The following is a 22,665-nucleotide window of genomic DNA, read 5'->3' as shown; positions in this document are numbered from 1 at the left end:
GCAGTGTTTCCGGCAGGCTGTAAAGAGCGTCGCGCTACCAAAAGAGGCAATTTTTAACGGGCTCGGGACCCTGCTCGGCCTGGATGCCGGTTTTGTGTCACATTCGTGCCAGTAAATTGTTAAGCCTGGTATGCAACAGTTAATACCGCCCTGAAGCAGAGAATTCTCGCTTGTCGCCCCGGTTTGCCGCTCATACACTCAGCCCGATTTCATCTACCCTGAGGTGGTTATGGTACGTATTGGTAAACTTGCCGCGATCGTGGCGCTGACGACCGCGCTGAGCGGCTGTATTTTCCCGCCTCCGGGCGGTGGCTGGGGAGGGCCTGGCGGCGGCGGCTGGGGCGGTCACGGTCGCGGCTTTACTGGCCCACGTTAATCCCGCGTAGCATTCGTTTTATTCCGGGCCGGAACGATTGACGTCTCGTTTAATTAACGTCAAAACGTTTCGCCCGCTTCCTGGAATATGTTTAAGCCCTGTTTTAATAAGAGCTGCTATAAAGTGCTGAGCAAAATCGGCCAAAAGCGCTGTTTTTTTATTTTGGCGAGTGTTAACGTCTGCTTTTATTTACCGACGGGAAAAGGGCATGAAGAACCTTATTGCTGAATTACTGGTAAAACTGGCGGCTAAAGAAGAAGAGTCTAAAGAACTGGTGGCCCAGGTTGAGGCGCTGGAAATTATCGTAACGGCGATACTGCGCAAGCTCGAGCCGGAACAACAACAGGCTATCGCAGCGAGTATCGACAACGCAATGCATAATGCCGACGCTGACGCCACTAATAATGATGCGCTTTTGCTCCGTAACTACCTGGATAAATTACTTAACCATCCGCGCGTGTGAGGGCTAATGGCGCAGCAGTGGGATCGGCGCTGCAAATTCGCGTAAATCTTCACCGCTCTGTTTCTCTCGTGCCAGAATTAACGGATCATTCATCAAGGGAGTCATACCATGAAATTGCATTTAGCGGCAGTCGTAATGGCAGGTTTGCTGGTGAACGGCGTCAGCGTGGCGCAGGCCGCCGAGAAAACGGCGCAGCAGCAAAAAATGACCCAGTGCAATCAGCACGCGAGCACGCAAAATTTGAAAGGCGACGCGCGTAAATCTTTTATGAGCGAGTGCCTGAAGAAAGAGAGCAAGCTGGCCGACATGACGCCGCAGCAGGTAAAAATGAAAAGCTGTAATACTGAAGCGGGCGCTAAAAAGCTCAGCGGCGACGCGCGTAAAACCTTTATGAGCACCTGCCTCAAAAAAAGCTAATCCTCGCTTAATACGGTCGTACGCGGCCGTATTCCCGCCTCTTTTAAACGCCATTTCACCGCCGTTTATCCTGTGGCATTTTAATCGCACGCGTTGATAAACCGACCGCTAAAAAAAACATTAAATACTTTACTCCTCTCAGCGCTGAGCGAAGCAGACGCGTTCTTACGGCAACATAAGGAACTGTTGTATGGTAGCAGTCATTATTATCGGTATATTTATTATTAGCGTTATTTACGCCCACTCCCGTGGGGTAGAAAAACAGAAATTGTCGCGTCAGCTTTTCGATCACTCCACCTTTATGGCGCCGATTAACATGTTTATGACGGGCTTTTCCACGCTGCCGCCTAAACAGCCCTATTTCCCGGCAGAGGATTTTCCTGAGCTGCGCCAGCTGACGGAAAACTGGCAGGTGATCCGGGAAGAGGCGCTGCGCCTGCAGGATCATATTAAGGCGGCGCAAAGCAACAACGACGCCGGCTTTAATACTTTTTTTAAGCGAGGCTGGAAGCGCTTCTACCTGAAGTGGTATAGCGACGCTCATCCTTCAGCGCGCGAGCTATGTCCAGTGACAACTGAGCTGGTAAGCCGTATACCTTCTGTCAAGGCGGCGATGTTTGCTGAATTGCCTGCCGGTAGCCATCTGGGAAAACATCGCGACCCCTATGCCGGATCGGTTCGTTATCACCTGGGTTTACAAACCCCTAACGACGATCGCTGCTTTATTGAGGTCGATCGTCAACGCCATAGCTGGCGCGACGGCGAGGCGGTTATTTTTGACGAAACCTATGTGCACTGGGCGCAAAATGAGAGCGAACAAACGCGAATTATCTTGTTTTGCGATATTGAGCGGCCAATGAAATGGCGCTGGGCGCAAAGGGTCAATCGCGGCGTTGGCCGCTGGCTTATGGCCGCCGCCGCTTCGCCAAATGATGCCAATGACCGTACCGGTTTTATCAATCGTATCTTTAAGTATGTTTATGCCATCCGCAATGCAGGTCAGCGGCTGAAGAAGCGTAACCGTACGCTTTACTACTGGGTGAAATACAGTCTGATCGCAGCGCTGTTTGCGCTGATTATTCTGCCGAGCCTGCCTTTCTGATATTTACACTTGCTAAAATTTTAAAAAGGGCGGATTAACAATATGTTAACCGCTTTTTTTATTTTTCAGACGCTGCCTTCCGCTTTCCTTTGCCACACTTACTTTTTGCAGGGGAATAGCGGCGCCCTCCCAGGGCGCATTGTTAAATAACGACAAAGAAGGAGCCGCATGATGAATTATCAGCCCGTCATCGCCTTAAACGATCTGCCCGACCGCCAGCCCACCAAAGCCAACGTCGCCGATACCGATATCCTGCTGGTGCGCGACGGAGAAAAGGTGCGCGCTTATCAGGCCACCTGTCCGCATGCGGGCGCGCCGCTGGAGCAGGGGGCCATCTGCGGCGATAAGCTGGTCTGTCCCTGGCATAAGGCGGTGTTCGCGCTGGAAGATGGTCATATGTGCGAACCGCTGGCGCTGGCCGATCTCAAACAGTTTCCGCTGCGCGTCGAGAACGGCATTGTGCAGGTCAACCCTAAAGCGATGTCATCTGCGACGCCCATCGGCAGCGGCGGCGACGCGCCGGTTTATGCGGTGCTCGGCGGCGGCGCGGCGGGCAGCGCCGCCATCTGGACGCTGCGCCGGGAGGGCTTTAAGGGGAAGGTGGTGCTGGTCGAGCGCGAGCCGGAAGCGCCCTATGACCGCACGGCGCTGACGAAATTTGTCCCCTCCGGCAAGATGGATATCAAGGATGTGCCGCGCATTCTGAAAGAGGACATTTTGCAGCACGTCGAGCGTCGCCAGGGCGAAGTAACGCGTCTTGACACGCGCGAGCAGCGTATCCACTTCGCCGACGGCGACGCGCTGTTTTACGACAAGTTGCTGATCGCCTCAGGCGGCGCGCCGCAGCGTCCCGATTTAGCGGGCAGCGAGCTGGCAGGGGTCCACCTGCTGCGTTCGCTGGCGCAGGCGGATGCGCTGCTAAAGGAGGTCGACCAGAGCCAGCAGCTGGTGATAGTTGGCAACAGCTTTATCGGCATGGAGATGGCGTCGGCGCTGCGCAATCGCGACGTCGAGGTTACGGTGGTGGCGCGGCATCCGCTGCCTTTTGCGCGCCAGTTCGGCGAGCAGATTGGCCGCTATTTCCGCGATCTGCACGGCAGCAACGGCGTACATTTTGTTGATGGGGATCCGGCAGAGCTGGAGGGCGCGCAGCACGTTACCGCGCTGCGCCTGGAGGATGGCCGCCGCATCAAGGCGGACGTGGTGCTGCTGGCAACCGGCATTCAGCCCGCCACCGGGTTTATTCACGATCTGCCGCTGCGCGAGGATGGCAGCCTGCTCGCCGACAGCCAGCTGCGGGTCACGCAAAACGTCTGGATAGCGGGAGATATCGCCAGCTATCTGACGCCGCAGGGGCCGCTGCGCGTCGAGCACTATCGCGTCGCCCATCAGCAGGGGCGTATCGCCGCCTTTAATATGCTGGACAAGCGCATGATGTATGACCGCGTGCCCTTTTTCTGGACCACGCACTTCGGCACGCGCTACGAGTATCTCGGTCATGCCGAAGAGTGGGACGAATATCGCCTGATCGGCTCGCTGGAGGAGAAAAAGTTTATCGCGCTTTACGGCCAGCAGGGCAAGCTGGCGGCGGCGTTCTCCTGCGGCATGTATACGCTTACGGCGGCGCTGGTGCTGGAGATGCAGCAGCCGATGACCATGGAGCAGGCGCTGGCAGCGGTGACGAGCCGTCAGGAATAGCGCAAGCGGACGGGGCGGGCGCGCCGCCCCATGCGTTACTTTTTGCTCAGCGCTTCAGACTTCGCCATGCACTGCTGCATCGCCTCCATCACGGCGGCGCGGAAGCCTTTCTCTTCCAGCACTTTCACCGCTTCGATGGTGGTGCCGCCGGGCGAGCAGACCATATCTTTCAGTTCGGCAGGATGTTTGCCGGTTTCCAGCACCATCTGCGCCGAGCCTTTTACCGCCTGAGCGGCGAACTGATAGGCCTGGGCGCGCGGCATGCCGCCCAGCACCGCCGCATCCGCCATCGCCTCGATAAACATAAAGACATAGGCGGGCGCAGAGCCGCTTACGCCGACCACCGAATGGATGAGATATTCGTTGACCACCGCGGCTTTGCCGAAGCTTTCGAATATCGTGACCACTTCGTCGATTTCCGGCTGCTCGACCAGCACGTTTGGCGTTATCGAGGTCATCCCTTCATTGACCAGCGCCGGCGTATTGGGCATGACGCGCACAATTTTGCGGTCGTGGCCGAGCACGGTGGCCAGCGAGTCGAGCGTGACGCCCGCGGCAATAGAGACGACCAGCGCCTCTTTTTTCAGCTGGCTGGCCAGATCTTTCAGCACTTTCAGGATGACGTTGGGTTTGACCGCGCCGAACAGAATATCAACCTCGCGCGCCAGCGCCTCAGCGCTCTCAGCAGCCTGAATGTTGTATTCGCGCGCCAGCGCCTCGTTGGTCTCCGCCTTGCGGTCAAATACCCAGATGTTCGAGGGCGCGACCTGGCCGCTTTTCACCAGTCCGCCAATAATGGCTTTGGCCATATTGCCGCCGCCGATAAACCCAATCTTCTTCTCCAGCATCGCCGTATCCTTAAGAAAGTTCGAAAATCTTAACGCGTTAGCTTACTTCAGCCAGGATTAATAACAAGTCAGCAAGGAGAACACTGCATGGGCGACAATGAAAATCAAAGCCGGCACTACCCGGTTAAAGAGAATATGCCGTGGCAACGTATCGAGTGGCGTATTCAGCACGCGGGTTTTGCGCTGCTGCTGCTGATTGTTGTCGCTGGCGCGGCAGGGCTGTTTTCCAAAGGCTGGCTGAGCAACCAGCGCGTCGTCAGCGCCGATAAACGGCTGAGCGTCGCTTACGAACGCTTTGGACGGCGGGAAAGCAACATGGATATGACGCTGCATCTGGGGCAGCTACGCGGCGGCGATTATCAGGTCAGGCTGCGCGGTCCGCAGCTCGACGATATCCAGCTGCAGACGCTTCAGCCGCAGCCGGACGACGCCTGGAGCACCGGCGATAGCCTGGTGCTCCGCTGGCATCGACGCGCCGATCAGCAGGAGGCCACTATCTGGATCGGCATCCAGGCGCAGGATTTCGGCCGTTATCACTTTACCGTCACGCTCGACGACGCCTCCAGCGTACGCTTTAGTCAGTTTATCTACCCCTAGGAGAGTCATATGGAAACGGTTTTGCGCGCAGCCAGCATGTATCTGCTGTTGATGGTGGTGTTTAAAATTGCTGGGCGGCGCACCCTGATGGAGATGACCTCTTTTGACCTGATTCTGCTGCTGATTATCAGCGAGGCGACCCAGCAGGCGCTGCTCGGCGATGACTTTTCCGTCACGGGCGCCGGGTTGACCATCGTCACGCTGATCGTGATAGATATTCTGTTCGGCATGATGAAAACACGCTTTCCGCGCATGGAGCGGCTGATTGACGGCTCCTCGCTGATTCTGGTGGAAGAGGGCAAACTGCTGCGCCAGCGGGCGAAACGCGCCGGGGTAGACGAAGAGGATATTCTGCAGAGCGCGCGCAGCTCGCAGGGGCTAGAGCGGCTGGACCAAATAAAGTTTGCCATTCTGGAGAAGACCGGCAAGATCTCCATCATTCCCAAAGAGTAAGGAAAAAGTATGGTTATCTGGGTTGATGCCGACGCCTGCCCCAACGTCATTAAAGAGGTGCTCTACCGTGCGGCGGATCGCACCAAAACGCAGGTGACCTTCGTCGCCAACCAGTCGCTGCGCGTGCCGCCGTCGCCCTGGCTGAAAACGCTGCGCGTGCCGGCCGGATTCGACGTCGCGGATAATGAGATTGTGAAGCGCGTAGAACCGGGGGATCTGGTCATCACCGCCGATATTCCGCTGGCGGCAGAGGTGCTGGAGAAAGGGGGCGCGGCGCTTAACCCGCGCGGCGAGCGCTATTCACCCGCCACTATTCGCGAAAAGCTGACCATGCGCGACTTTATGGACACGATGCGCGCCAGCGGCGTGCAAACGGGCGGCCCCGCGGCGATGAGTCCGCGCGACCGCCAGCAGTTCGCTAACGCGCTCGACAGCTGGCTGACGCAGCGCCAGCGCTGAAATCAGACGAAGCTGTCGTCGTCGTCGTTAAAGCCGTCGAAGCTGTCGTTGCCGAGATCGTTGAAGTCATTGTTGTCGGCGTAGTTATTATCCCAGCCGTTGTTCTGGTCGAGGAAACCGCTGCCACCGCTGTTGAAGGTGTCGAGATTGTCATCGACCTGCGGCAGCGGCGCGTCGGGTTCGTTGATGATGTTGACGATCTCTTCCGGCTGCGAGTGGTGGAACATGCTGGTCAGCATATCCGCCATCACTACGCCGCCCGCGACGCCTACCGCAGTTTGCAGCGCGCCGCCGAGAAAGCCGGTGCCGCGCGCCGGTGCCGCTGGCGCGTTATTATACTGCGGCTGCTGCGGTGCGTTGTTCCACGCCTGCTGCTGCTGCTGGGGCTGCTGCTGCGCAGGCGCCTGCTGGCGCGAGCCGCCGCCGAACAGGCTCGACAGAAAACCGCCGCTGCTCTGCTGTTGGGGCTGCTGCTGCTGCTGCGCCACGCGATTCTCCAGCTCGGTAATGCGATCGTTAAGTTTCTTCATCGCGGCTTCCTGGATCAGGATCGCCTGCGCCATATAGTAAGGCGCGCCGGGCTGCTGCTGCAGATGCTCTTTAATCAGCTGTTCCGCCGCCGCGTCACGCGGTCCGGTCTGGCTCTCGGCCTGTTTCAGACGGCTGAACAGACCCTCAATCAGTTGGTGTTCCTGGCTATACATAATGGCTCTCCTGTTGCGACTGAATAAGTATATGGGGGCGGAGCGCAGCAAAGTAAAATCCAGCAGGTAAGCAAATGTTGCCGCCGCTTGATCTGGCGCGATCTGCACGAATTGCGCATGGTTAACCCACTAATAATTAATGAAACAGGTGGGAAAATCGGAAAAGGATGCGCAATTCTTGCTTCGCGGGTGGAGGCGATAGCCGTTTCCAGTTATGATGCGTCGCATTAGCAAGCGATTTGCCGCGATATACGGCCTGTAACGGCGGAGGAACTGCCCGATGTCTCTACCTATTTATCTGATCGGCGCGCGCGGCTGCGGCAAAACTACCGTGGGCGAGGCGCTGTCGCGCGCGCTCGGCTACGCCTTTCGCGATACCGATCACCATCTGCAGCTCAGCACTCAGCGCAGCGTCGCGCAGATTGTGGCGGATGAGGGCTGGGAAGGCTTCCGCGCGCGGGAAACGGAGTCGCTGAAAGCGGTTACCGCGCCAGCCACGGTGATCGCTACCGGTGGCGGCATGGTGCTGGCGGAGCAGAATCGCCGCTTTATGCGCGAGCACGGGCGCGTAATCTGGCTCAGCGCGCCGTCGCATATTCTGGCGCAGCGGCTGGAGAGCCAGCCGGAAGCGGCGCAGCGTCCTACGCTGACCGGCCGTCCCATCGCCGAAGAGATGGGCGATATCCTGCGCGAGCGCGCGCATCTCTATCGTGACGCCGCCCACCATGAAGTCAACGCCATGCAGCCGCCAGAGCGCGTGATCGAAGAGATTCTCCAGTCGTTGTCGCTGGCGCGCGCCAGCTAGCTTCCCCACTTTTTCTTCAGATTCTTCCCGCTTTCCCGTCTGGGCTGCATAGCCTGGCTATACTGAGTATCAGACGGGAATTGTCTCGTCGTGTGGAATACGATTAGCCAGGAGGGATTGAATATGCCAACCAGACCGCCTTATCCACGTGAAGCTCGCGTTGTCGTCGTTGAGAAGGGACCGCAGGGCAGCACCGTCACGTCATGGGAGCTACGCGCCGATCATCCATCGCCCAATACCTTAATTAGCGAACATACGTCGGAAGAGGAAGCGCAGGACGCCAAAGTTCGCTATGAAGATGTGGAAAAAGAGTAGGGCAATCTCTCTGGCAGGGACGCCAGCCTGAATACATTTATTCGTTCATTTCTATTTGCTGTTATTTGCTGTCTGCGCGCAGCAAAGCTGTTATCCATTCTGCTATTTCTCGCAACGCCCTTATAAAATCATTTCTCTTTGCCGCCTGCCCGGTTATTTCACTGCGCACGTTCGCCCTTGACAAAAATTGACGCTTGACCCCTGTTCCTCTGCGTTTTAGTTTTAACCATCGATACAGGAACTCGGTTCCATATAGTGAAACTCACAATATGACCACACTCGAAAACGCCGCCGCGGTGCTTAAGCTGTTTCAGCAAAAAGGCGTGACGCAGGGAAACCCCGGGCTGACGTTTACCGATGTCGTCGAGGCGCTGCGCCTGCCGAAAAGCACCGTGTCGCGCCTGCTGGCCACCATGGAAAGCCAGGGCCTGCTGGAGCGCGATGCAGAGAGCCGCTGTTTTCATATTGGCCGCGTCCTGCTGTCGGTCGCCGGACACTATCTTTCCGCGCCGCTGGTAGACAGCGCCGCGCCAGCGATGGCGCGGCTGGCGGATAAAACCGGCAGCATCGGCTATATCTCGCGTCTCGACGGGCGCGATCTGGTGGTGATGCGGATGTTTCATGGACGCCACTTCACCCAGCTGGTGACGCCGCCGGGAAGCCGCATGATCGCCGCCGCCACCTCGACCGGCCGCGTGCTGCTGGCGCAGCTCAGCGAAGAAGAGGTGCGCGAGCGCTACCGCGACGCCTGGCAGCCGCTGCCGCCCAATTCGCCGCAAACGCTGGAGGCGCTCTGTACGCAGCTGGCGGCGATCCGCCGCCAGGGCTGGTCGCTGGCGCGCAACGAAACGCTGCCCGGCATCAGCTCGCTCTCCGTCGCGCTGCATAATAAATATCACGGCGATACGGTGGCGCTTTGCCTCTCTTTTTTGTCGCAGGCGAGTTCGCCCGGCTATCCACCTGCGCTGCTTGATGAATTACGCATAACGGCCAGCGACCTGGCTGAGAAATATGGCCCAACGGCACCCTGAATTTAATTTTATCGGCGCAATACTTTCGCCACACCGGGAAAACGTCAGGCCTTCGGGCCTGTTTATTCAACCTCACGGATGAAATAAAAAAACGGCGTAAGCGAGCCGGATAAAGGCTCGCGAAGCGTCATTATTTCCTTTTTACCGGCATTCCTGACGGGGACAATATGGAGAAGGTTAATCCAGTTAAACAGGCTGGCGTGGCGATAGTATTAATCGCCCTGTCGGTGGCGGGCGCCATTATCGGTGTGCAGCTTATTACCACTATCGGCGTGACGCCGAATACTTCTATTATCGGCGCGCTATTCGCGATGCTGCTGGCGCGCATTCCCTTACAGGCATTTCGCCGTTACCGGTCGATTGAAATCCAGAACCTCGCGCAAACCGCCATCTCCTCCGCCACCTTCGGCGCCGCCAACAGCTTGTTAATGCCGATCGCGGTGCCCTGGGCGCTGGGCGAGCCGCAGCTAGTGCTGCCGATGTTCTGCGGCGTCAGCGCGGCGATGCTGCTGGACGCTTATCTGCTCTACCGTCTGTTTGATACCCGCGTCTTTCCCGCCAGCAACGCCTGGCCGCCGGGCGTGGCCGCCGCAGAGGCGATCAAAGCGGGCGACAGGGGCGGACGACAGGCCTGGCTGCTGGCGGCAGGCATTGTCGGCGGCATCCTCGGCTCGATGCTGACGATCCCGATGTCCGCTTTCGGCACCGCCTTTATCGGCAATATCTGGGCGCTGGGCATGCTCGGGCTGGGCTTTCTAATGCGCGCCTATGCGCAACCGGTTGCCGGCATCGACATTAACGCGCTCTATCTGCCGCACGGCGTCATGGTCGGCGCGGGGCTGGTGGCGCTGATTCAGGTCGTGATGGTGATCCGCAGCCGCCGCCATGAGGAGCAAAAAGTGAGCCGCGGCGGCAATGAGGTCAGGCGCGCGCTCGGTCTTGGCGGCGTGGGCTATCTGATAATTTCAGCGCTGCTGGCGCTGGCGGGGGGCCTGTGGAGCGAAATGAGCCTGCCGATGCTGCTGCTGTTTGTGATTTACGCCGCGTTCGCCGCCTTCGTGCATGAGCTGATCGTCGGCATCGCCGCGATGCACTCCGGCTGGTTCCCGGCCTTTGCGGTAGCGCTGATTACCCTGATCGTCGGCATCCTGCTCGGCTTTCCGCCGCTGGCGCTCTGCCTGCTGTGCGGCTTTACCGCGGCGACCGGGCCCGCCTTCGCCGACATGGGCTACGATCTTAAAGCGGGCTTTATCCTGCGCAGCCACGGCGCGGATCTGCAGCAGGAGCTGTGGGGCCGCCGCATTCAGCTGATCGCGGCGATGATCGCGTTTCTGGTCTCTGTTCCCGTCGTCTGGTACGCGCATAACCTGTTCTTTGCGGAAAACCTGCTGCCGCCGGTGGCGCGCGTCTACGCCAAAACTATCCAGGCGGGTGCGGAGCCCGGCATCGCCGGTAGCCTGCTGATGTGGGCAATTCCCGGTGCCATTATTCAGCTGATCGGCGGGCCGAAACGCCAACTCGGCGTGCTGCTTGCCACCGGCCTGCTGATCAACAACGCGATGGCCGGCTGGGCGGTGGTGGTGGGCATTGCGCTGCGCATCGTTATTATTCGCGTATGGGGCGAACGCGGCCGCTCGCCGATGGAGGTGATGGCAGCGGGCTTTATCGCCGGCGACGCGCTCTATAGCTTCTTTCACTCGCTGTTTGCCAGCGGCAAAAAATAATTAAGGGATGTCATGAGTCTGCACCAGACGTTACAGGTATTTGAATTATTCGACAGCGCATTTATCGACGGTCAGCAGGTAGTCGATCTGTTTGCCGCTTTTCCCGGCGTCAACGCCAGCTTTAAACGCGTCAGCGGGCCGAAAGGGCGCACCGATTTTGTTCGCATCACTATTCCAGGCGCGCAGGGCAAAGCTGGCGGCGGCAGCGCGCCGACGCTCGGCATCATCGGCCGCCTGGGCGGCATCGGCGCGCGCCCGACGCGCATCGGCATGGTCTCCGACGCCGATGGCGCCGTCGCGGCGGTGAGCAGCGCGCTGAAGCTGGCCGTTATGCAGACCAAAGGCGACGTGCTGGCGGGCGACGTCATCGTCACCACCCATATCTGTCCCGACGCGCCGACGCGTCCGCACGAGCCGGTCGATTTTATGGATTCACCTGTCGACGACGTCACCATGAACGACAATGAGGTGGTTCAGGAGGTCGACGCTATCCTGTCGATCGATACCACCAAGGGCAACCGCATTATCAACCACAAAGGATTTGCGCTGTCGCCGACGGTAAAAGAGGGCTATATCCTGCGCGTGTCGGACGATCTGCTGCGCATCATGGAGATGACCACCGGCCGCCCGGCGGTCACCTTTCCCATCACCACTCAGGACATTACGCCTTACGGCAACGGCATTTATCACCTCAACAGCATTCTGCAGCCTTCTACCGCCACCGATGTGCCGGTGGTCGGCGTGGCGATCACCGCCGAGTCGGTGGTGCCGGGCTGCGGCACCGGCGCCAGCCACGAAGTGGATATCGCGGCGGCGGCGAAGTTTGCGGTGGAGGTGGCGAAAGAGTTCGGCCGCGAGAGCTGCCATTTCTACGATGCGGACGAATATGCCCGCCTGCTGGCGCTCTATGGCAGCCTGAGCCATCTGCGTAAACGAGACTAATATGACGAAATCCCTGGTTACCCTGACCATCGGTCAGTCGCCGCGCAGCGATATCATGCCGCTGCTGACGGCGTTTTTACCCAGTGAGCAGACCGATCATGTCGGCCTGCTGGATGGGCTGAGCGAAGCGGAGATCGCCGCGCGTTACGCGCCTGACGCTCAGGACGGCGTGCTGGTGTCGCGCCTGCAGAACGGCGCGCAGGTGCGGCTGGCCACGGCAAAGGTAGAACAGGGATTGCAGGCGAAAATCGCCGCGCTGGAAGCGGAAGGCTACGACACGATTCTGCTGCTCTGCACCGGCGAGTTCGGCGCGCTGACCGCGAAAAGCGCGCTGCTGCTTGAGCCGGACCGCATTATTCCGCCGCTGGTTGCCGCCATTGTGCAGGACCATCAGGTCGGTATCGTGGTGCCGGTCGAGGAGCAGATCCGGCAGCAGGCCAATAAGTGGCGCAATCTGAAGCGCCGTCCCTGTTTCGCCGTTGCCAGCCCCTATATTCCCGATAATGAGAAGCTTACCGACGCCGCGCTCTCCCTCCAGGAGCAGGGCGCGGACGTGGTGGTGCTGGACTGCGTCGGCTATAACCAGACACATCGCGACTTTTTGCAGAGGCTGCTCGGCATTCCGGTGCTGCTCTCCAACGTGCTGGTCGGCAAACTGGCCGCTGAACTTATCGTCTGATAACTGGCGCGATCACAAAGCGGGAGGCGACGCTGAAATTCGCGTGACAGATCAGCAAGTTCCACTCTACACTGCCAGACACCCTAATGTGCTGTGAGGAAGTAATATGCTCAACGTAAGCGAGTATTTTGACGGAAAAGTGAAATCGATCGGTTTCGACAGTGCCAGCACCGGTCGCGCCAGCGTAGGCGTAATGGCGGAAGGCGAATACACCTTCGGCACGGCGCAGCCGGAAGAGATGACGGTGGTGAGCGGATCGCTGAAGGTGCTGCTGCCGGGCGAAACCGAGTGGCAATGGTTTGAAGCGGGTTCGGTGTTTAACGTGCCGGGCCACAGCGAGTTTCATCTGCAGGTGGGCGAGCCGAGTTCCTATCTCTGCCGCTACCTGAAAGAGTAACCATTACCGCAAAGCGGCCCGCGACACTTTTTTTCGCGGGCCGCTTTGCTGCCCGGGATTGGTTACCCCGGCTTTAGGTTTGTCAGCCGTCTGTAGGTCAGTTTTTAGCGGGTGATGGCAACCTGCTCCAGTCGCGTATCCTGCCACGGCGCACTGCCCAGCTTCGACGCCAGCGGCGCCAGCACGCGCAGATCCTCCAGCCACGCGTCACGCGTTTCCACCGTCTTCTGTCCGTCACCCTCACTACGACACGCCACTTGCAGATAGCGGCCGCTGAAAGCGGGGTTGATGCTCTGCGCCTCGCCCCCTGCCAGCACGCTGCACTGCTGTCGCGTGCGGCGCACGTCCGATGTCGACCCGCGCTCCACTAAATCCGTGTCGACGGTAAACGTCTGCCCGGCCACCAGCGGGAAACGCAGGGTGGTTTTTAGCGCTTCCAGTCGACTGGGCTGCGAGGCGATCGACATCGCAAACTTCAGCTGGATCATATTGCCCAGCGTCAGGCGCTGCACCTTCCAGATACCGTAATTTTCCAGCTTGCGCAGGTAGCCCTGCTCGTCAACGTCGATACGCACCGCGACCTTGCCTGAAGGGCTGTTTTCTACCCAGTTCAGCTGGCGAAAACGCGGCAGTGCCCAGGGCGCAATTAGCTGATGAAGCTGCTGGTCCAGCGCCTTGTCCAGCGGCAGCGCCGCCATAACCGAGGCTGGATTATCGCTGAGCGCGGGCAAAATCGTACGCGCGTCGCGGCTGACCGCCTTATGTGTTGCAGAGACAAAGCGACCCAGCGCGCGGAAGCGTTGCAGATCGGCGGTGGCGCAAAGGCGGGTAAAGGTCTGTTTCATGAGCGGCGTCAGCGGGAAAGAGGCTTTACGATCTGCGATATCGCCGCTGTCCAGCGAGTCGGTCACATAGCCTTTATCATCCACATCCATCATCGACACGGGTGCAAACGCCTGTGTCTGACAGTTGAAGCGATAGTTTTCTACCTTGAACGCGTAAGGGGCGTCATAGGGCGGATCGAAATCTCTGGTCGCATAGTCATAGCCAAAACGCACCTGCAATTCGTCGCCGCTGCGCTTCAGGCTGGCGACGTCAACGAGAGCGGTAGACCCAAAGCGGTTGGTCGGCGCGATCTTTTCCCAGACTACCGCTTTCTCCGGCAGGCTACAGATGCGCTTCAGCGTTTCAGGATCCTGATTGGGACCAGGCTGCGGCGGTGTGTAACGGCCAAATTCGCTGCCGTAGAAGCGCGTAGTGGTCATGCCTCTGGCGTCGAGCAGATTGCGATAGAGCGCCTCGGCAGAGAGCGTTTTACAGTCGTAAGCCTGCCAGACCTGCAGCGCGCCGCCCGATTTACCAGCCAGCGCCACCATCACATTCAGGCGGTCGTTGATGCGCAACGCATTGAGGCGAGTAAAAGCGGCGTCGCCAAAGCTGGCGGAGGAGAAGAGCACACACCCGGCGAGCAGCGCTGCGCGGATAGAGGAACGAGACATAGCGGAAATCCTTTGCCGAAAGAAGTGATTATCGGCAAAGGCGCGTCACTCTTGAACCCTCAGCGTTTTGCTTCGCCGCCCAGCGCTTCCACCAGATTGCTGGTGAGCGCGGCGAGTTCGCTGGTCATCAGAATAAAGTCGGCGTCGAAACGCTGAGCGAAATCTTCACGGTCGATATCGTCGTTCTGCTCGCGCAGCGTGTCGCTGAACTTCAGGCGCTTCACCGAGCCGTCGTCCGCCAGCACGAACTGAATGCGCTCCTGCCAGTCGAGCGCCAGCTTAGTCACCAGCTTGCCCGCTTCGATATGGTTGGCGATCTCGTCGCACACCAGATCCTGTTTTTTACAGCGGATCACGCCGCCATCTTCGAGGATCGCCTTCAGCTCCGCTTCATCCATCAGGGCGAAACCGGCGGGCAGATCGCCGGAGCGCACCCATTCGGTCAGCGTCAGCTCGATCGGGCTTTCCAGCGTCAGCGGCACGACCGGCAGCGAGCCGAGGCTCTTACGCAGCAGCGCCAGCGTATCTTCCGCCTTTTTCGCGCTGGCGCAGTCGACCATGATCAGATTGTTGACGGTGTCGATCCAGATAAAGGTCTGGCTGAGACGGCTGAAGGCGCGCGGCAGCAGGCTGTGCAGCACTTCATCTTTCAGGGAATCTTTTTCGGTCTTTTTCAGCTTGCGGCTCTGTTCCGCTTCCAGCTTGCTGATCTTCGCTTCCAGCGCCTGCTTCACAACCGGCGACGGCAGGATCTTCTCCTCTTTACGGGCGCAAATCACGATCTGGCCGTTGTTCACGTGGGTCAGCGCGTCGCTGCGGTTGCCCATAGGTGATACCCAGCCGGTTTTGCTCATATCCTGGCTGCCGCAGGGAGAGAAGGTGTAAGCCTCAAGCTGTTTTTCCATGTCGTCTGCAGAGAGCGGAATGTCCCGATTCAGACGATAAACCATCATATTTTTAAACCACAACATCATAATTCCTTACCGGGTCGCGCGATCTGGCGCACAAGTCGAGAGGTCAGCGCGCATGATAGCGAAACATCGAAACGGTTTCATTGCCTTTCCCCGACGCCGCTCCTAATGTATCTGCTACCCTGACGAATAATGAGGAATAATGTGTGCGTATAGGTATTGATTTGGGCGGCACCAAGGTCGAAGTGATCGCCCTGTCTGACGAGGGAAATGAGCTGTTTCGCCACCGCGTGGATACGCCGCGCGACGATTACGGTGCCACGGTGCAGGCGATTGCGGATCTGGTGCGCCTTGCTGAAGCAGAAACCGGGCAGACCGGCAGCGTCGGCGTCGGCATTCCCGGCACGATTTCGCCTTACGCGCACCGCGTGAAAAACGCTAACTCCACCTGGCTTAACGGCCAGCCGCTGGATCGCGATCTGGCGCTGGCGCTGCAGCGCGAGGTGCGCATCGCCAACGACGCCAACTGCCTGGCCGTCTCGGAGGCGGTTGACGGCGCGGGCGCGGGGCAGCCGCTGGTGTTCGCGGTGATCATCGGCACCGGATCGGGGGCGGGCGTGGCGATCAACGGCGAAGCGCGCATCGGCGGCAACGGCAACGCGGGCGAGTGGGGGCACAATCCGCTGCCGTGGATGGATGAAGAGGAGCTGCGCTACCGTGAGGAGGTGCCGTGCTACTGCGGCCAGAAAGGCTGCATCGAGACCTTTGTCTCCGGCACCGGCTTTGCCATCGACTACCGGCGGCTGAGCGGCCAGGCGCTAAAGGGCGCGGAGATCGTCAGGCTGATCGCGCAGCAGGATCCCGTCGCCGAGCAGGCGATGCGGCGCTACGAAACCCGGCTGGCAAAGTCGCTGGCGCAGGTGGTGAACCTGCTCGATCCCGATGCGATCGTGCTCGGTGGCGGCATGAGCAATAACGATCGCCTCTACCAGACGGTGCCAGCGCTGATGAAGCAGTGGGTTTTCGGCGGAGAGTGCGAAACGCCGGTGCTAAAAGCAAAACACGGCGATTCGAGCGGAGTGCGCGGCGCGGCCTGGCTCTGGCCGCTGGAAAAGTAGGGGTTACTGCGGCGCGCCGAAGGGGAATTGCCAGCTCTCCGGCACGCCGACCGGCGGCAGCGGCAGGTTGCGCGCGCTGCTGACCTGTTGCCAGGCGCGCAGGCAGAGCGCCTCGTCCCCTTCGGTGCGCAGCACGCTGTAGCCGCCGTCGGCGCGGCGGTGCGCCGACACCAGACAGTGCTGGCCGGGATAGCGCGGCGCGACGCTGCTGTTGAAGCTGTCGATCAGCTGATGCTGAACGTCGCGCAGATAGCTGCACTGCGCCGCCGAGTAAGCGCGGTCGCAGCTGAGATTGCTTTGCGGTTTGCTGCTGCATCCCGCCAGCAGCGCGCTGGCGAGCAGCAGCGCCATGCCTGTTTTCATTACGCCTCCTGAGGGCGGGGCAGCTCCAGTTTGCTGTAGCCCAGCCCGTTAATCTTGCGCACCCGAATCTGTACCGGAATGCGCTCTTTCATCGCCTCGACGTGGCTGATGACGCCGATGGTTTTGCCGCTGGCGTTGAGCGCGTCCAGCGCGTCCAGCGCAGTGTCGAGCGTTTCGGCGTCCAGCGTACCGAAGCCCTCGTCGAGAAACAAAGACTCTATGCGCGTTTTCACGCTGACTAAATCTGAAAGTGCCAGCGCCAGCGCGAGGCTGACCAGAAAACTTTCGCCGCCCGAAAGGGTGCGGGTGTCGCGCGCGGCGTCCGCCTGCCAGGTATCGATCACGTCCAGCTCAAGCGCGTCGCTGGCGCGGCGCTGCAGCAGATAGCGGCCGTGCAGCCGATCGAGCTGGCGGTTGGCGAGCGCCACCAGGTGATCCAGCGTCAGCCCCTGCGCGAAGCGGCGGAATTTGTCGCCGCTGGCGGAGCCGATAAGATCGTTTAGCTGACTCCAGTGCGCCAGCGCCGCCTCCTCCTCTTCGATCTGCGTCATCAGGCTCTGCTGCTGTTCGCGCAGGCGTGCGTCGCTCTGAAGCTGCTGTTGCGCCTCGCCCTGCTGGCGCGCATTGTCGCGCAGCGCCAGACGCAGATCTTCAAGCTGCGCCTCCAGCGCGGCGGCGTTTTCCGCCGCGCCCTCGGGGCGGCTTTGCTGATGCGCCGCCCGACGCTCGGTCAGCTGCTGCCGCTGCGCCTGCAGCGCCTGGCGCTGCTGCTCAAGCTGCTGTAACCGGCCGCGCAGCGCGCGCGCTTCCTCTTCCTCCAGCAGCGCCGCGCGCAGGCTGGCTTCATCGTCAAAGCCGGCGGCGGCCAGCGCGGCGCTGAGCAACGGCTGCGCCTCGCGCAGCCCCTGGCTCACCTTTTCCTGCTGCGTTTCCAGCTCGGCGGCGCGCCCGGCCAGCTGGCTGAGGTGGCTCTGGCTTTTCTGCAGCGCCTCCAGCGCGGCGGCGAGGGCGGCTTCCTGCTGCTGGATCTGCGCCTGCATCTGCCGCCGCGCCGCGGCGACGTCGTTATCGGCGAACAGCGCCTGCCGCGTCGCGCGCTGCTGCGCCAGCGTCGCGTCGCTTTGCGCACGCTGCTGTAGCAGAGCGTCAAGCTGCTGCCGTTCACGCTCAACGCGCTGCTGCAGGCTGCTGCACTGCGCCTCGGCGCGTGCCAGCTGCGGCTGAAGTTGAGCCAGCTGCTGCTCGCTCTTATTCCACTGCTGCCAGCGCTGCAGCTGCTGTTGCAGCCAGCCGTCACGCGACGCCGCGTCGGGCAGGGCGAGGCCAGCGTCCGCCAGCGCCTGATGCAGCGCCTCGCGGCGCTGCCGCCAGTCGCGCTCTTCCTGTTCCAGGCGCTGCGCCAGCGTTGTCGCGCCCTCTTGCAGGTTAGTGAGCGTTTGCTGGGCCAGCTGAAGCTGCTGCTGATGCTGCTGCAGCGCCTGCTGGTGCCGCAGGTGCTCATCTTTCGCCTGCTGGCGCTGGCGCGCGGCGCTCTCCTGCTGACGTATCAGCTGCTGCAGCGCCTGCTCCTCGCTGTTTTGCTGCTGCTGCCAGGCGGCCAGCGCCGCGCTGTCGTCCGCATCAAATGTGAGCACCAGCTTACGCTGTAGATCTCGCCACTGCTGGGTTAGCTCATCCAGCCGTTGGGTATCTGCCGCCAGTTCCTCCCGGAGCCTCTGCTGTTCACTCTTCGCCTGCTTAACCGCCTCGCCTTTTTGGATGCCCTGTTCGCGCAGCGCCTCGACCTGCCTCTCCTGTTCGGCCAGCCGTCGCTGATTCTCGCTCAGTTCCAGCGCGGCGTAGCGCTCGACCGCCGGATGCTGGCACGATCCGCACAGCGGGCAGGGCTGCTCAGGTTCCAGGCGCGCGCGCCAGGCCGCCAGATCGGCGATATGCTGCTCCAGCTCGCAAATCTTTTTGATATCGGCCAGCGACGCCTTTTCGCGCGCGAAGGCGGCGCGCAGCGTCTGCAGCGTGTCGTCATCCTGCTGTAGCCTCTTTTCCAGCGCGGCAAGGCGCTGCTGACGCGCGGCGAGATGCTGCTGCAGCGGCGTCCACTGCGAGGCGAGCACCACCAGCTGCTGGCGCAGCGGACGGCGGCTCTCGCTCTGCGCCAGGCTGGCCTGCAGCGCCTGCGGCGGATGGCGCTGCTCCAGATCGGCCAGCGCCTGTTGCGCGCTTTCCAGGGCGCTCGCCGCCTGCTGTTCGGTCTGGCTCAGCGGCGTTGCCTGCTGCGCCAGACGGGCGAGCGCCGCCTGCTGCTGCGTCAACTTTTGCTGCTGGAGACGCTGCTGCTCGCGCAGCGCCTCCAGCGCAGTTTCCTGCTGCGTCAGCTGGGCGAAGCGCTCCTGCCACAGCGCCAGCGAAGGACCCCACTGCGGCAGCGTGCCCTGATCCACGCGCCACTGCTGCTGTTTCGCCAGCGCGGCCTGCAGGCTGTCGCGCTGTGCCGTTTCCTGCTGCAGCGCGCGCGCGCTTTGCGTCAGCGCCTGCTGCTGCTGATCGCTTTCCTGCCGCTGCTGCTGCGCCTGCGCCAGCAAGGCGGCGATCTGCTGGTCGAGCGGAATGACCTGCTCCGTCAGCAGCGTCTCCTGCGCCTGCTGCTCGCGTAGCGCGGCGTCGCGCGCCGCCTGCGCCGCCTCGCGGCGCTGGCGGTCGCTCTGCATTTGCTGCTCGGCGGCCTGGCGCTGCTGTGTAAGCTGCTGCTGCGTCTGCTGCAGACGCTGCTGCTCATGCAGCAGGCTGTCGCGCTGCGCTAATTTATCGCGCAGCTTCTCTGCCGGCTCGCTGCGCGCCAGCCGCTGGCGATCCGCCTCCGCATCGCGCCACGCCTGTTCCGCCGCCTCCAGCGCGGCCTGTGCGGCCTGAAGATCGCTGTCGAGCTGCTGCGCCTGGGTCAGCCACTGATGCTGCCTGCGCAGGCTGTCGTTTTGCTGAGTAAGCGCCTGCTCCGCTTCCGTCAGCGCAGCCAGCTGCTGCTGCAGCGCAGCGCGCACGTCGGCGTCGAGCAGGGTCAGGGTGCCGGCGCGGCTGCGCAGGTTGTCCAGCGCCAGGCGCGCCGCCTTGTGGCGTTCGTAGATGGCGACGGAGATCTGGCCGTAAATCTCGGTGCCGGTCAGCTCCTCCAGCAGTTCGGCGCGCTCGCCGGGCTTCGCGTTAAGAAAGGCGGCGAACTGACCCTGCGACAGCATCATCGAGCGGGTAAAGCGATCGAAGTCGAGGCCCGACAGCGACTCGATAAGTTTTAATTTGTCGTTGACCTTGTCCGCGAAGATTTTGTCATCGATACAGCGCGCCAGCTCGACGCGCGGCGCCTGCAGCTTGCCGTCGGCCGCGCCGCGCGCGCGGTTCTGGCTCCAGAAGGCGCGCCAGGCTTCGCCTTTGATCTCAAACTCCACTTCAGCAAGGCATTCGGCGGTGTCGCGCGTCATCAGACCGTTTTGCGTCTGCGACAGCACGCCGAGGCGCGGCGTCTGGTGATAGAGCGCCAGACAGATGGCGTCGAGCAGGGTGGTTTTGCCTGCCCCGGTCGCGCCGGTAATGGCGAACAGACCGTTGCTGGCAAAGGGCTCGGCGCGAAAGTCGATAAACCATTCGCCTTTCAGCGCGTTCAGGTTTTTAAAGCGCAGCGTGAGGATTTTCATTCGCTCTCCTCCAGCGAGGCGAGGGTGGAGCGGAACAGGGCGCTGAGGCGCGCATGCCCCGATTCGTCGATATCCTCCGCCAGCGCCATGCGGCGGGCGAAGACCTCCTCCACTTTTAGCTCGCTCAGGGTTTCGTTTTTCAGCTGCGCCAGGCTCTGCTGGCGCTGTTCGCGGCTGCGGCGCAGCAGCAGGACCTCGACCGGCAGATCGGCGGTCAGCGCCTCGACGCGGCGCTGCAGGTCGCTGAGGAATTCCTGGGTCGTCACCTCGATATCGAGCCATACCGGCTTGTCGCCCTGATGGTCGGCAAAGGGCGCCAGCTGCGCCTCGATCTCTGTCAGCGAGCCTTTCAGCATTTTCATCGGCTGGAAAGAGGGGACAGGCAGCGGCGTCACGCGCTGCAAACCGGCGCTATTCACCTCGAGCAGAAAGACGCTTTTCTCGCTGCCGAGCTCGTCGAAGCTGAGCGGGATCGGCGAGCCGCTGTAGCGAATATGATCGCTGTTGGCGACGCGCTGGGCGCGATGGATATGGCCGAGCGCCACGTAGTCGACGTCGGGAAAAGCCGACGCGGGAAAGGCGTCGAGCGTGCCGATATAGATATCGCGCACCGAATCGCTTTTGCTGACGCCGACGGTGGTGAGATGGCCGGTGGCGATGACCGGCAGCGCCAGCGGATGCGCGCGCGCCGCGTCGACGCTGCGCTGGTAGTGCGCGGCGATCGCTTCCAGCAGGCTGAGCTGCTTTTCGCGCCCCGACTGGCCCGCGCGGCTGCGCATAATATCGCGCGGTCGCAGATAGGGAATGGCGCAGAGCAGCGCGCCTGGTTCGCCGGCGCGGTCGCGCAGCAGCAGCAGATTGTGATCCGCCTGCGGCGTGGTGATCACCTGGGTATTCAGGCAGGCGAGCAGGGCGCGCGATTCGTTGAGGGTGGCGACCGAATCGTGATTGCCCGCCAGCACCACCAGCTGGCAGCCGGTTGGCTGCAGCGCCACCACGAAACGGTTAAAGAGTTCGCGCGCGTAGCTTGGCGGCGTGCCGCTGTCGAAAAGGTCGCCCGCGACGATCAGCGCATCGACCTGATGCTCCTCAATGCGCGCCAGCAGCCAGTCGAGAAAGGCCTGGTGCTCGGCCGCCCGGCTCTTGTTATAGAAAAACTGACCGAGGTGCCAGTCCGCGGTATGAATGATGCGCATAAAACTCCCTGCGGTAACGGTTTGCCGGAGGATTATACCGGCTATGGCGCAAAAGCAAAAAAAGCGGCGCCAGCGGTTATAAAGCAGTGTTAACGCGCTGATTAAGCGGCTATGTTTTTCATAAAAGTGTCATAAATCTGACGCATAATGGCGCCGCATATAACGGTGACAGCAGTCACATCAGCAGGAGTTGCAATGGCTAAGCGCATTTTGGTTGTGGAAGATGAAGCCCCTATCCGTGAAATGTTGTGCTTTGTTCTGGAGCAGAACGACTACCAGCCCATTGAGGCCGAGGATTATGACAGCGCGGTAGGGAAACTGATTGAGCCCTGGCCAGATTTAATTCTGCTGGACTGGATGTTGCCGGGCGGCAGCGGCATTCAGTTTATCAAGCACCTCAAGCGCGAGGCCCTGACGCGCGATATTCCGGTAATGATGCTGACGGCGCGCGGCGAAGAGGAAGATCGCGTGCGCGGTCTGGAAGTGGGCGCGGATGACTACATCACCAAGCCTTTCTCGCCGAAAGAGCTGATGGCGCGCATCAAGGCGGTGATGCGCCGCATTTCGCCGATGGCGGTGGAAGAGGTGATTGAGATGCAGGGTTTGAGCCTGGATCCCTCCTCGCACCGCGTGATGTCGGAATCGACGCCGCTTGAGATGGGCCCGACCGAATATAAGCTGCTGCACTTCTTTATGACGCATCCCGAGCGCGTTTACAGCCGCGAGCAGCTGCTGAACCACGTCTGGGGCACCAATGTTTATGTGGAAGATCGCACCGTTGACGTGCATATCCGCCGCTTACGTAAGGCGCTGGAAGTTTCCGGCCACGATCGCATGGTTCAAACCGTTCGCGGAACGGGGTATCGTTTCTCCGCCCGCTACTAA

24 protein-coding genes are annotated in these 22,665 nt (G+C 60.9%); 17 read left to right on the top strand and 7 right to left on the bottom strand.

All coding sequences use genetic code 11. The features are described 5' to 3' along the window. The first annotated feature begins 229 nt into the window (after positions 1-229). The 5 genes from Q9R34_RS01980 (at position 230) to Q9R34_RS01960 (ending at position 4,056) form a co-directional block, all read left to right on the top strand. On the top strand, positions 230-376 hold the full coding sequence (locus Q9R34_RS01980; protein ID WP_485892190.1) for a hypothetical protein: 147 nt from the start codon (positions 230-232) through the stop codon (positions 374-376). 208 nt (positions 377-584) lie between these two features. Next, the gene (gene iraP, locus Q9R34_RS01975; protein ID WP_434124069.1) at positions 585-839 is read left to right on the top strand and encodes an anti-adapter protein IraP; all 255 of its coding nucleotides are present in this window, start codon (positions 585-587) and stop codon (positions 837-839) included. 108 nt (positions 840-947) lie between these two features. After that, a complete protein-coding gene (locus tag Q9R34_RS01970; protein WP_485892187.1) occupies positions 948-1,256 on the top strand; it encodes a PsiF family protein in 309 nt (102 codons plus the stop codon). 190 nt (positions 1,257-1,446) lie between these two features. Beyond that, positions 1,447-2,358 (top strand): lipid A hydroxylase LpxO, encoded by a 912-nt coding sequence (gene lpxO / locus Q9R34_RS01965; RefSeq protein WP_485892186.1) that lies wholly within the window; start codon positions 1,447-1,449, stop codon positions 2,356-2,358. 171 nt (positions 2,359-2,529) lie between these two features. Beyond that, complete coding sequence (locus tag Q9R34_RS01960; RefSeq protein WP_485892217.1) at positions 2,530-4,056, top strand: FAD-dependent oxidoreductase; 1,527 nt, start codon at positions 2,530-2,532, stop codon at positions 4,054-4,056. A 35-nt stretch (positions 4,057-4,091) separates the two neighbouring features. Here the strand turns inward: Q9R34_RS01960 and proC are convergent, their stop codons facing one another. Continuing rightward, entirely contained in the window at positions 4,092-4,904 is an 813-nt protein-coding gene (gene proC / locus Q9R34_RS01955; protein WP_485892185.1) for a pyrroline-5-carboxylate reductase, read from the bottom strand. A gap of 87 nt (positions 4,905-4,991) precedes the next feature. Between proC and Q9R34_RS01950 the strand changes: the two genes are divergently transcribed. From Q9R34_RS01950 to Q9R34_RS01940, 3 genes are read left to right on the top strand one after another with little or no spacing between them, the layout of a single operon-like run. Beyond that, the gene (locus tag Q9R34_RS01950; protein WP_434124065.1) at positions 4,992-5,501 is read left to right on the top strand and encodes a hypothetical protein; all 510 of its coding nucleotides are present in this window, start codon (positions 4,992-4,994) and stop codon (positions 5,499-5,501) included. Positions 5,502-5,510: 9 nt separating this feature from the next. Continuing rightward, positions 5,511-5,954, top strand: coding sequence for a DUF421 domain-containing protein (locus Q9R34_RS01945; protein ID WP_434124064.1), 444 nt, complete (start codon positions 5,511-5,513; stop codon positions 5,952-5,954). A gap of 9 nt (positions 5,955-5,963) precedes the next feature. Next, positions 5,964-6,413: a YaiI/YqxD family protein gene (locus Q9R34_RS01940; protein WP_033752765.1), complete on the top strand. Its 450-nt coding sequence runs from the start codon at positions 5,964-5,966 to the stop codon at positions 6,411-6,413. A 2-nt stretch (positions 6,414-6,415) separates the two neighbouring features. Here Q9R34_RS01940 and Q9R34_RS01935 read toward each other — a convergent pair whose 3' ends face one another. After that, a complete protein-coding gene (locus tag Q9R34_RS01935) occupies positions 6,416-7,117 on the bottom strand; it encodes a DUF2076 domain-containing protein (protein WP_485892183.1) in 702 nt (233 codons plus the stop codon). A gap of 280 nt (positions 7,118-7,397) precedes the next feature. Here Q9R34_RS01935 and aroL point away from each other — a divergent pair, with 280 nt between their 5' ends. The 7 genes from aroL to ppnP all read left to right on the top strand — a co-directional run bounded on the left by aroL (position 7,398) and on the right by ppnP (position 13,010). Continuing rightward, on the top strand, positions 7,398-7,922 hold the full coding sequence (aroL, locus tag Q9R34_RS01930; protein ID WP_485892181.1) for a shikimate kinase AroL: 525 nt from the start codon (positions 7,398-7,400) through the stop codon (positions 7,920-7,922). Between the two features lie 123 nt (positions 7,923-8,045). After that, on the top strand, positions 8,046-8,237 hold the full coding sequence (locus Q9R34_RS01925; protein WP_434124059.1) for a YaiA family protein: 192 nt from the start codon (positions 8,046-8,048) through the stop codon (positions 8,235-8,237). Between the two features lie 269 nt (positions 8,238-8,506). Then, positions 8,507-9,268, top strand: coding sequence for an IclR family transcriptional regulator (locus Q9R34_RS01920; protein ID WP_434124058.1), 762 nt, complete (start codon positions 8,507-8,509; stop codon positions 9,266-9,268). Positions 9,269-9,435: 167 nt separating this feature from the next. Next, on the top strand, positions 9,436-10,992 hold the full coding sequence (locus tag Q9R34_RS01915; RefSeq protein WP_485892180.1) for an OPT/YSL family transporter: 1,557 nt from the start codon (positions 9,436-9,438) through the stop codon (positions 10,990-10,992). A 12-nt stretch (positions 10,993-11,004) separates the two neighbouring features. Beyond that, positions 11,005-11,934: a DUF1177 domain-containing protein gene (locus tag Q9R34_RS01910; RefSeq protein ID WP_485892178.1), complete on the top strand. Its 930-nt coding sequence runs from the start codon at positions 11,005-11,007 to the stop codon at positions 11,932-11,934. A gap of 1 nt (position 11,935) precedes the next feature. Further along, positions 11,936-12,613, top strand: a complete 678-nt coding sequence (locus Q9R34_RS01905) for an AroM family protein (protein ID WP_485892177.1) — start codon at positions 11,936-11,938, stop codon at positions 12,611-12,613. Between the two features lie 106 nt (positions 12,614-12,719). Next, on the top strand, positions 12,720-13,010 hold the full coding sequence (ppnP, locus tag Q9R34_RS01900) for a pyrimidine/purine nucleoside phosphorylase (protein WP_033752757.1): 291 nt from the start codon (positions 12,720-12,722) through the stop codon (positions 13,008-13,010). A 104-nt stretch (positions 13,011-13,114) separates the two neighbouring features. Here the strand turns inward: ppnP and Q9R34_RS01895 are convergent, their stop codons facing one another. Further along, a complete protein-coding gene (locus Q9R34_RS01895; protein ID WP_485892175.1) occupies positions 13,115-14,509 on the bottom strand; it encodes a hypothetical protein in 1,395 nt (464 codons plus the stop codon). A 59-nt stretch (positions 14,510-14,568) separates the two neighbouring features. Then, positions 14,569-15,480, bottom strand: coding sequence for a recombination-associated protein RdgC (gene rdgC / locus Q9R34_RS01890; RefSeq protein WP_033788768.1), 912 nt, complete (start codon positions 15,478-15,480; stop codon positions 14,569-14,571). Between the two features lie 146 nt (positions 15,481-15,626). Between rdgC and mak the strand changes: the two genes are divergently transcribed. Continuing rightward, positions 15,627-16,538 (top strand): fructokinase, encoded by a 912-nt coding sequence (gene mak, locus Q9R34_RS01885; protein WP_485892174.1) that lies wholly within the window; start codon positions 15,627-15,629, stop codon positions 16,536-16,538. Between the two features lie 3 nt (positions 16,539-16,541). Here the strand turns inward: mak and Q9R34_RS01880 are convergent, their stop codons facing one another. Genes Q9R34_RS01880 through sbcD form a run of 3 tightly spaced genes read right to left on the bottom strand, consistent with a single transcriptional unit; the run spans position 16,542 to position 21,780 of the window. Then, positions 16,542-16,901, bottom strand: coding sequence for a cell envelope biogenesis protein TolA (locus Q9R34_RS01880; RefSeq protein ID WP_434124050.1), 360 nt, complete (start codon positions 16,899-16,901; stop codon positions 16,542-16,544). Then, entirely contained in the window at positions 16,901-20,584 is a 3,684-nt protein-coding gene (locus tag Q9R34_RS01875; protein WP_485892173.1) for an AAA family ATPase, read from the bottom strand. Before Q9R34_RS01875 ends, Q9R34_RS01880 begins: the two co-directional genes overlap by 1 nt. Further along, positions 20,581-21,780 (bottom strand): exonuclease subunit SbcD, encoded by a 1,200-nt coding sequence (gene sbcD, locus Q9R34_RS01870; protein ID WP_485892172.1) that lies wholly within the window; start codon positions 21,778-21,780, stop codon positions 20,581-20,583. The genes Q9R34_RS01875 and sbcD overlap by 4 nt, the downstream gene beginning before the upstream one ends. Positions 21,781-21,975: 195 nt before the next feature. On the opposite strand from sbcD, the gene phoB reads away from it, so the two are divergent. Further along, positions 21,976-22,665, top strand: a complete 690-nt coding sequence (gene phoB / locus Q9R34_RS01865; RefSeq protein WP_033788773.1) for a phosphate response regulator transcription factor PhoB — start codon at positions 21,976-21,978, stop codon at positions 22,663-22,665.

The sequence above is a fragment of the Enterobacter sp. BRE11 genome (assembly GCF_031844285.1).
Taxonomy (GTDB): Bacteria; Pseudomonadota; Gammaproteobacteria; order Enterobacterales; family Enterobacteriaceae; genus Pantoea.
The sequence above is the reverse complement of the archived record's forward strand: the minus strand, read 5'-3'. Positions and strand labels throughout refer to the sequence as shown.

Bases quoted from the DNA above. Each gene is read 5' to 3' on its own strand.
- ppnP (WP_033752757.1), top strand. From the start codon at position 12,720: ATGCTCAACGTAAGCGAGTATTTTGACGGAAAAGTGAAATCGATCGGT.
- Q9R34_RS01945 (WP_434124064.1), top strand. From the start codon at position 5,511: ATGGAAACGGTTTTGCGCGCAGCCAGCATGTATCTGCTGTTGATGGTG.
- Q9R34_RS01935 (WP_485892183.1), bottom strand. From the start codon at position 7,117: ATGTATAGCCAGGAACACCAACTGATTGAGGGTCTGTTCAGCCGTCTG.
- sbcD (WP_485892172.1), bottom strand. From the start codon at position 21,780: ATGCGCATCATTCATACCGCGGACTGGCACCTCGGTCAGTTTTTCTAT.
- Q9R34_RS01960 (WP_485892217.1), top strand. From the start codon at position 2,530: ATGAATTATCAGCCCGTCATCGCCTTAAACGATCTGCCCGACCGCCAG.
- iraP (WP_434124069.1), top strand. From the start codon at position 585: ATGAAGAACCTTATTGCTGAATTACTGGTAAAACTGGCGGCTAAAGAA.
- Q9R34_RS01950 (WP_434124065.1), top strand. From the start codon at position 4,992: ATGGGCGACAATGAAAATCAAAGCCGGCACTACCCGGTTAAAGAGAAT.
- lpxO (WP_485892186.1), top strand. From the start codon at position 1,447: ATGGTAGCAGTCATTATTATCGGTATATTTATTATTAGCGTTATTTAC.
- Q9R34_RS01910 (WP_485892178.1), top strand. From the start codon at position 11,005: ATGAGTCTGCACCAGACGTTACAGGTATTTGAATTATTCGACAGCGCA.
- Q9R34_RS01915 (WP_485892180.1), top strand. From the start codon at position 9,436: ATGGAGAAGGTTAATCCAGTTAAACAGGCTGGCGTGGCGATAGTATTA.
- Q9R34_RS01895 (WP_485892175.1), bottom strand. From the start codon at position 14,509: ATGTCTCGTTCCTCTATCCGCGCAGCGCTGCTCGCCGGGTGTGTGCTC.
- Q9R34_RS01920 (WP_434124058.1), top strand. From the start codon at position 8,507: ATGACCACACTCGAAAACGCCGCCGCGGTGCTTAAGCTGTTTCAGCAA.
- Q9R34_RS01880 (WP_434124050.1), bottom strand. From the start codon at position 16,901: ATGAAAACAGGCATGGCGCTGCTGCTCGCCAGCGCGCTGCTGGCGGGA.
- Q9R34_RS01970 (WP_485892187.1), top strand. From the start codon at position 948: ATGAAATTGCATTTAGCGGCAGTCGTAATGGCAGGTTTGCTGGTGAAC.
- Q9R34_RS01980 (WP_485892190.1), top strand. From the start codon at position 230: ATGGTACGTATTGGTAAACTTGCCGCGATCGTGGCGCTGACGACCGCG.
- Q9R34_RS01940 (WP_033752765.1), top strand. From the start codon at position 5,964: ATGGTTATCTGGGTTGATGCCGACGCCTGCCCCAACGTCATTAAAGAG.
- Q9R34_RS01925 (WP_434124059.1), top strand. From the start codon at position 8,046: ATGCCAACCAGACCGCCTTATCCACGTGAAGCTCGCGTTGTCGTCGTT.
- aroL (WP_485892181.1), top strand. From the start codon at position 7,398: ATGTCTCTACCTATTTATCTGATCGGCGCGCGCGGCTGCGGCAAAACT.
- rdgC (WP_033788768.1), bottom strand. From the start codon at position 15,480: ATGTTGTGGTTTAAAAATATGATGGTTTATCGTCTGAATCGGGACATT.
- proC (WP_485892185.1), bottom strand. From the start codon at position 4,904: ATGCTGGAGAAGAAGATTGGGTTTATCGGCGGCGGCAATATGGCCAAA.
- Q9R34_RS01905 (WP_485892177.1), top strand. From the start codon at position 11,936: ATGACGAAATCCCTGGTTACCCTGACCATCGGTCAGTCGCCGCGCAGC.
- Q9R34_RS01875 (WP_485892173.1), bottom strand. From the start codon at position 20,584: ATGAAAATCCTCACGCTGCGCTTTAAAAACCTGAACGCGCTGAAAGGC.
- phoB (WP_033788773.1), top strand. From the start codon at position 21,976: ATGGCTAAGCGCATTTTGGTTGTGGAAGATGAAGCCCCTATCCGTGAA.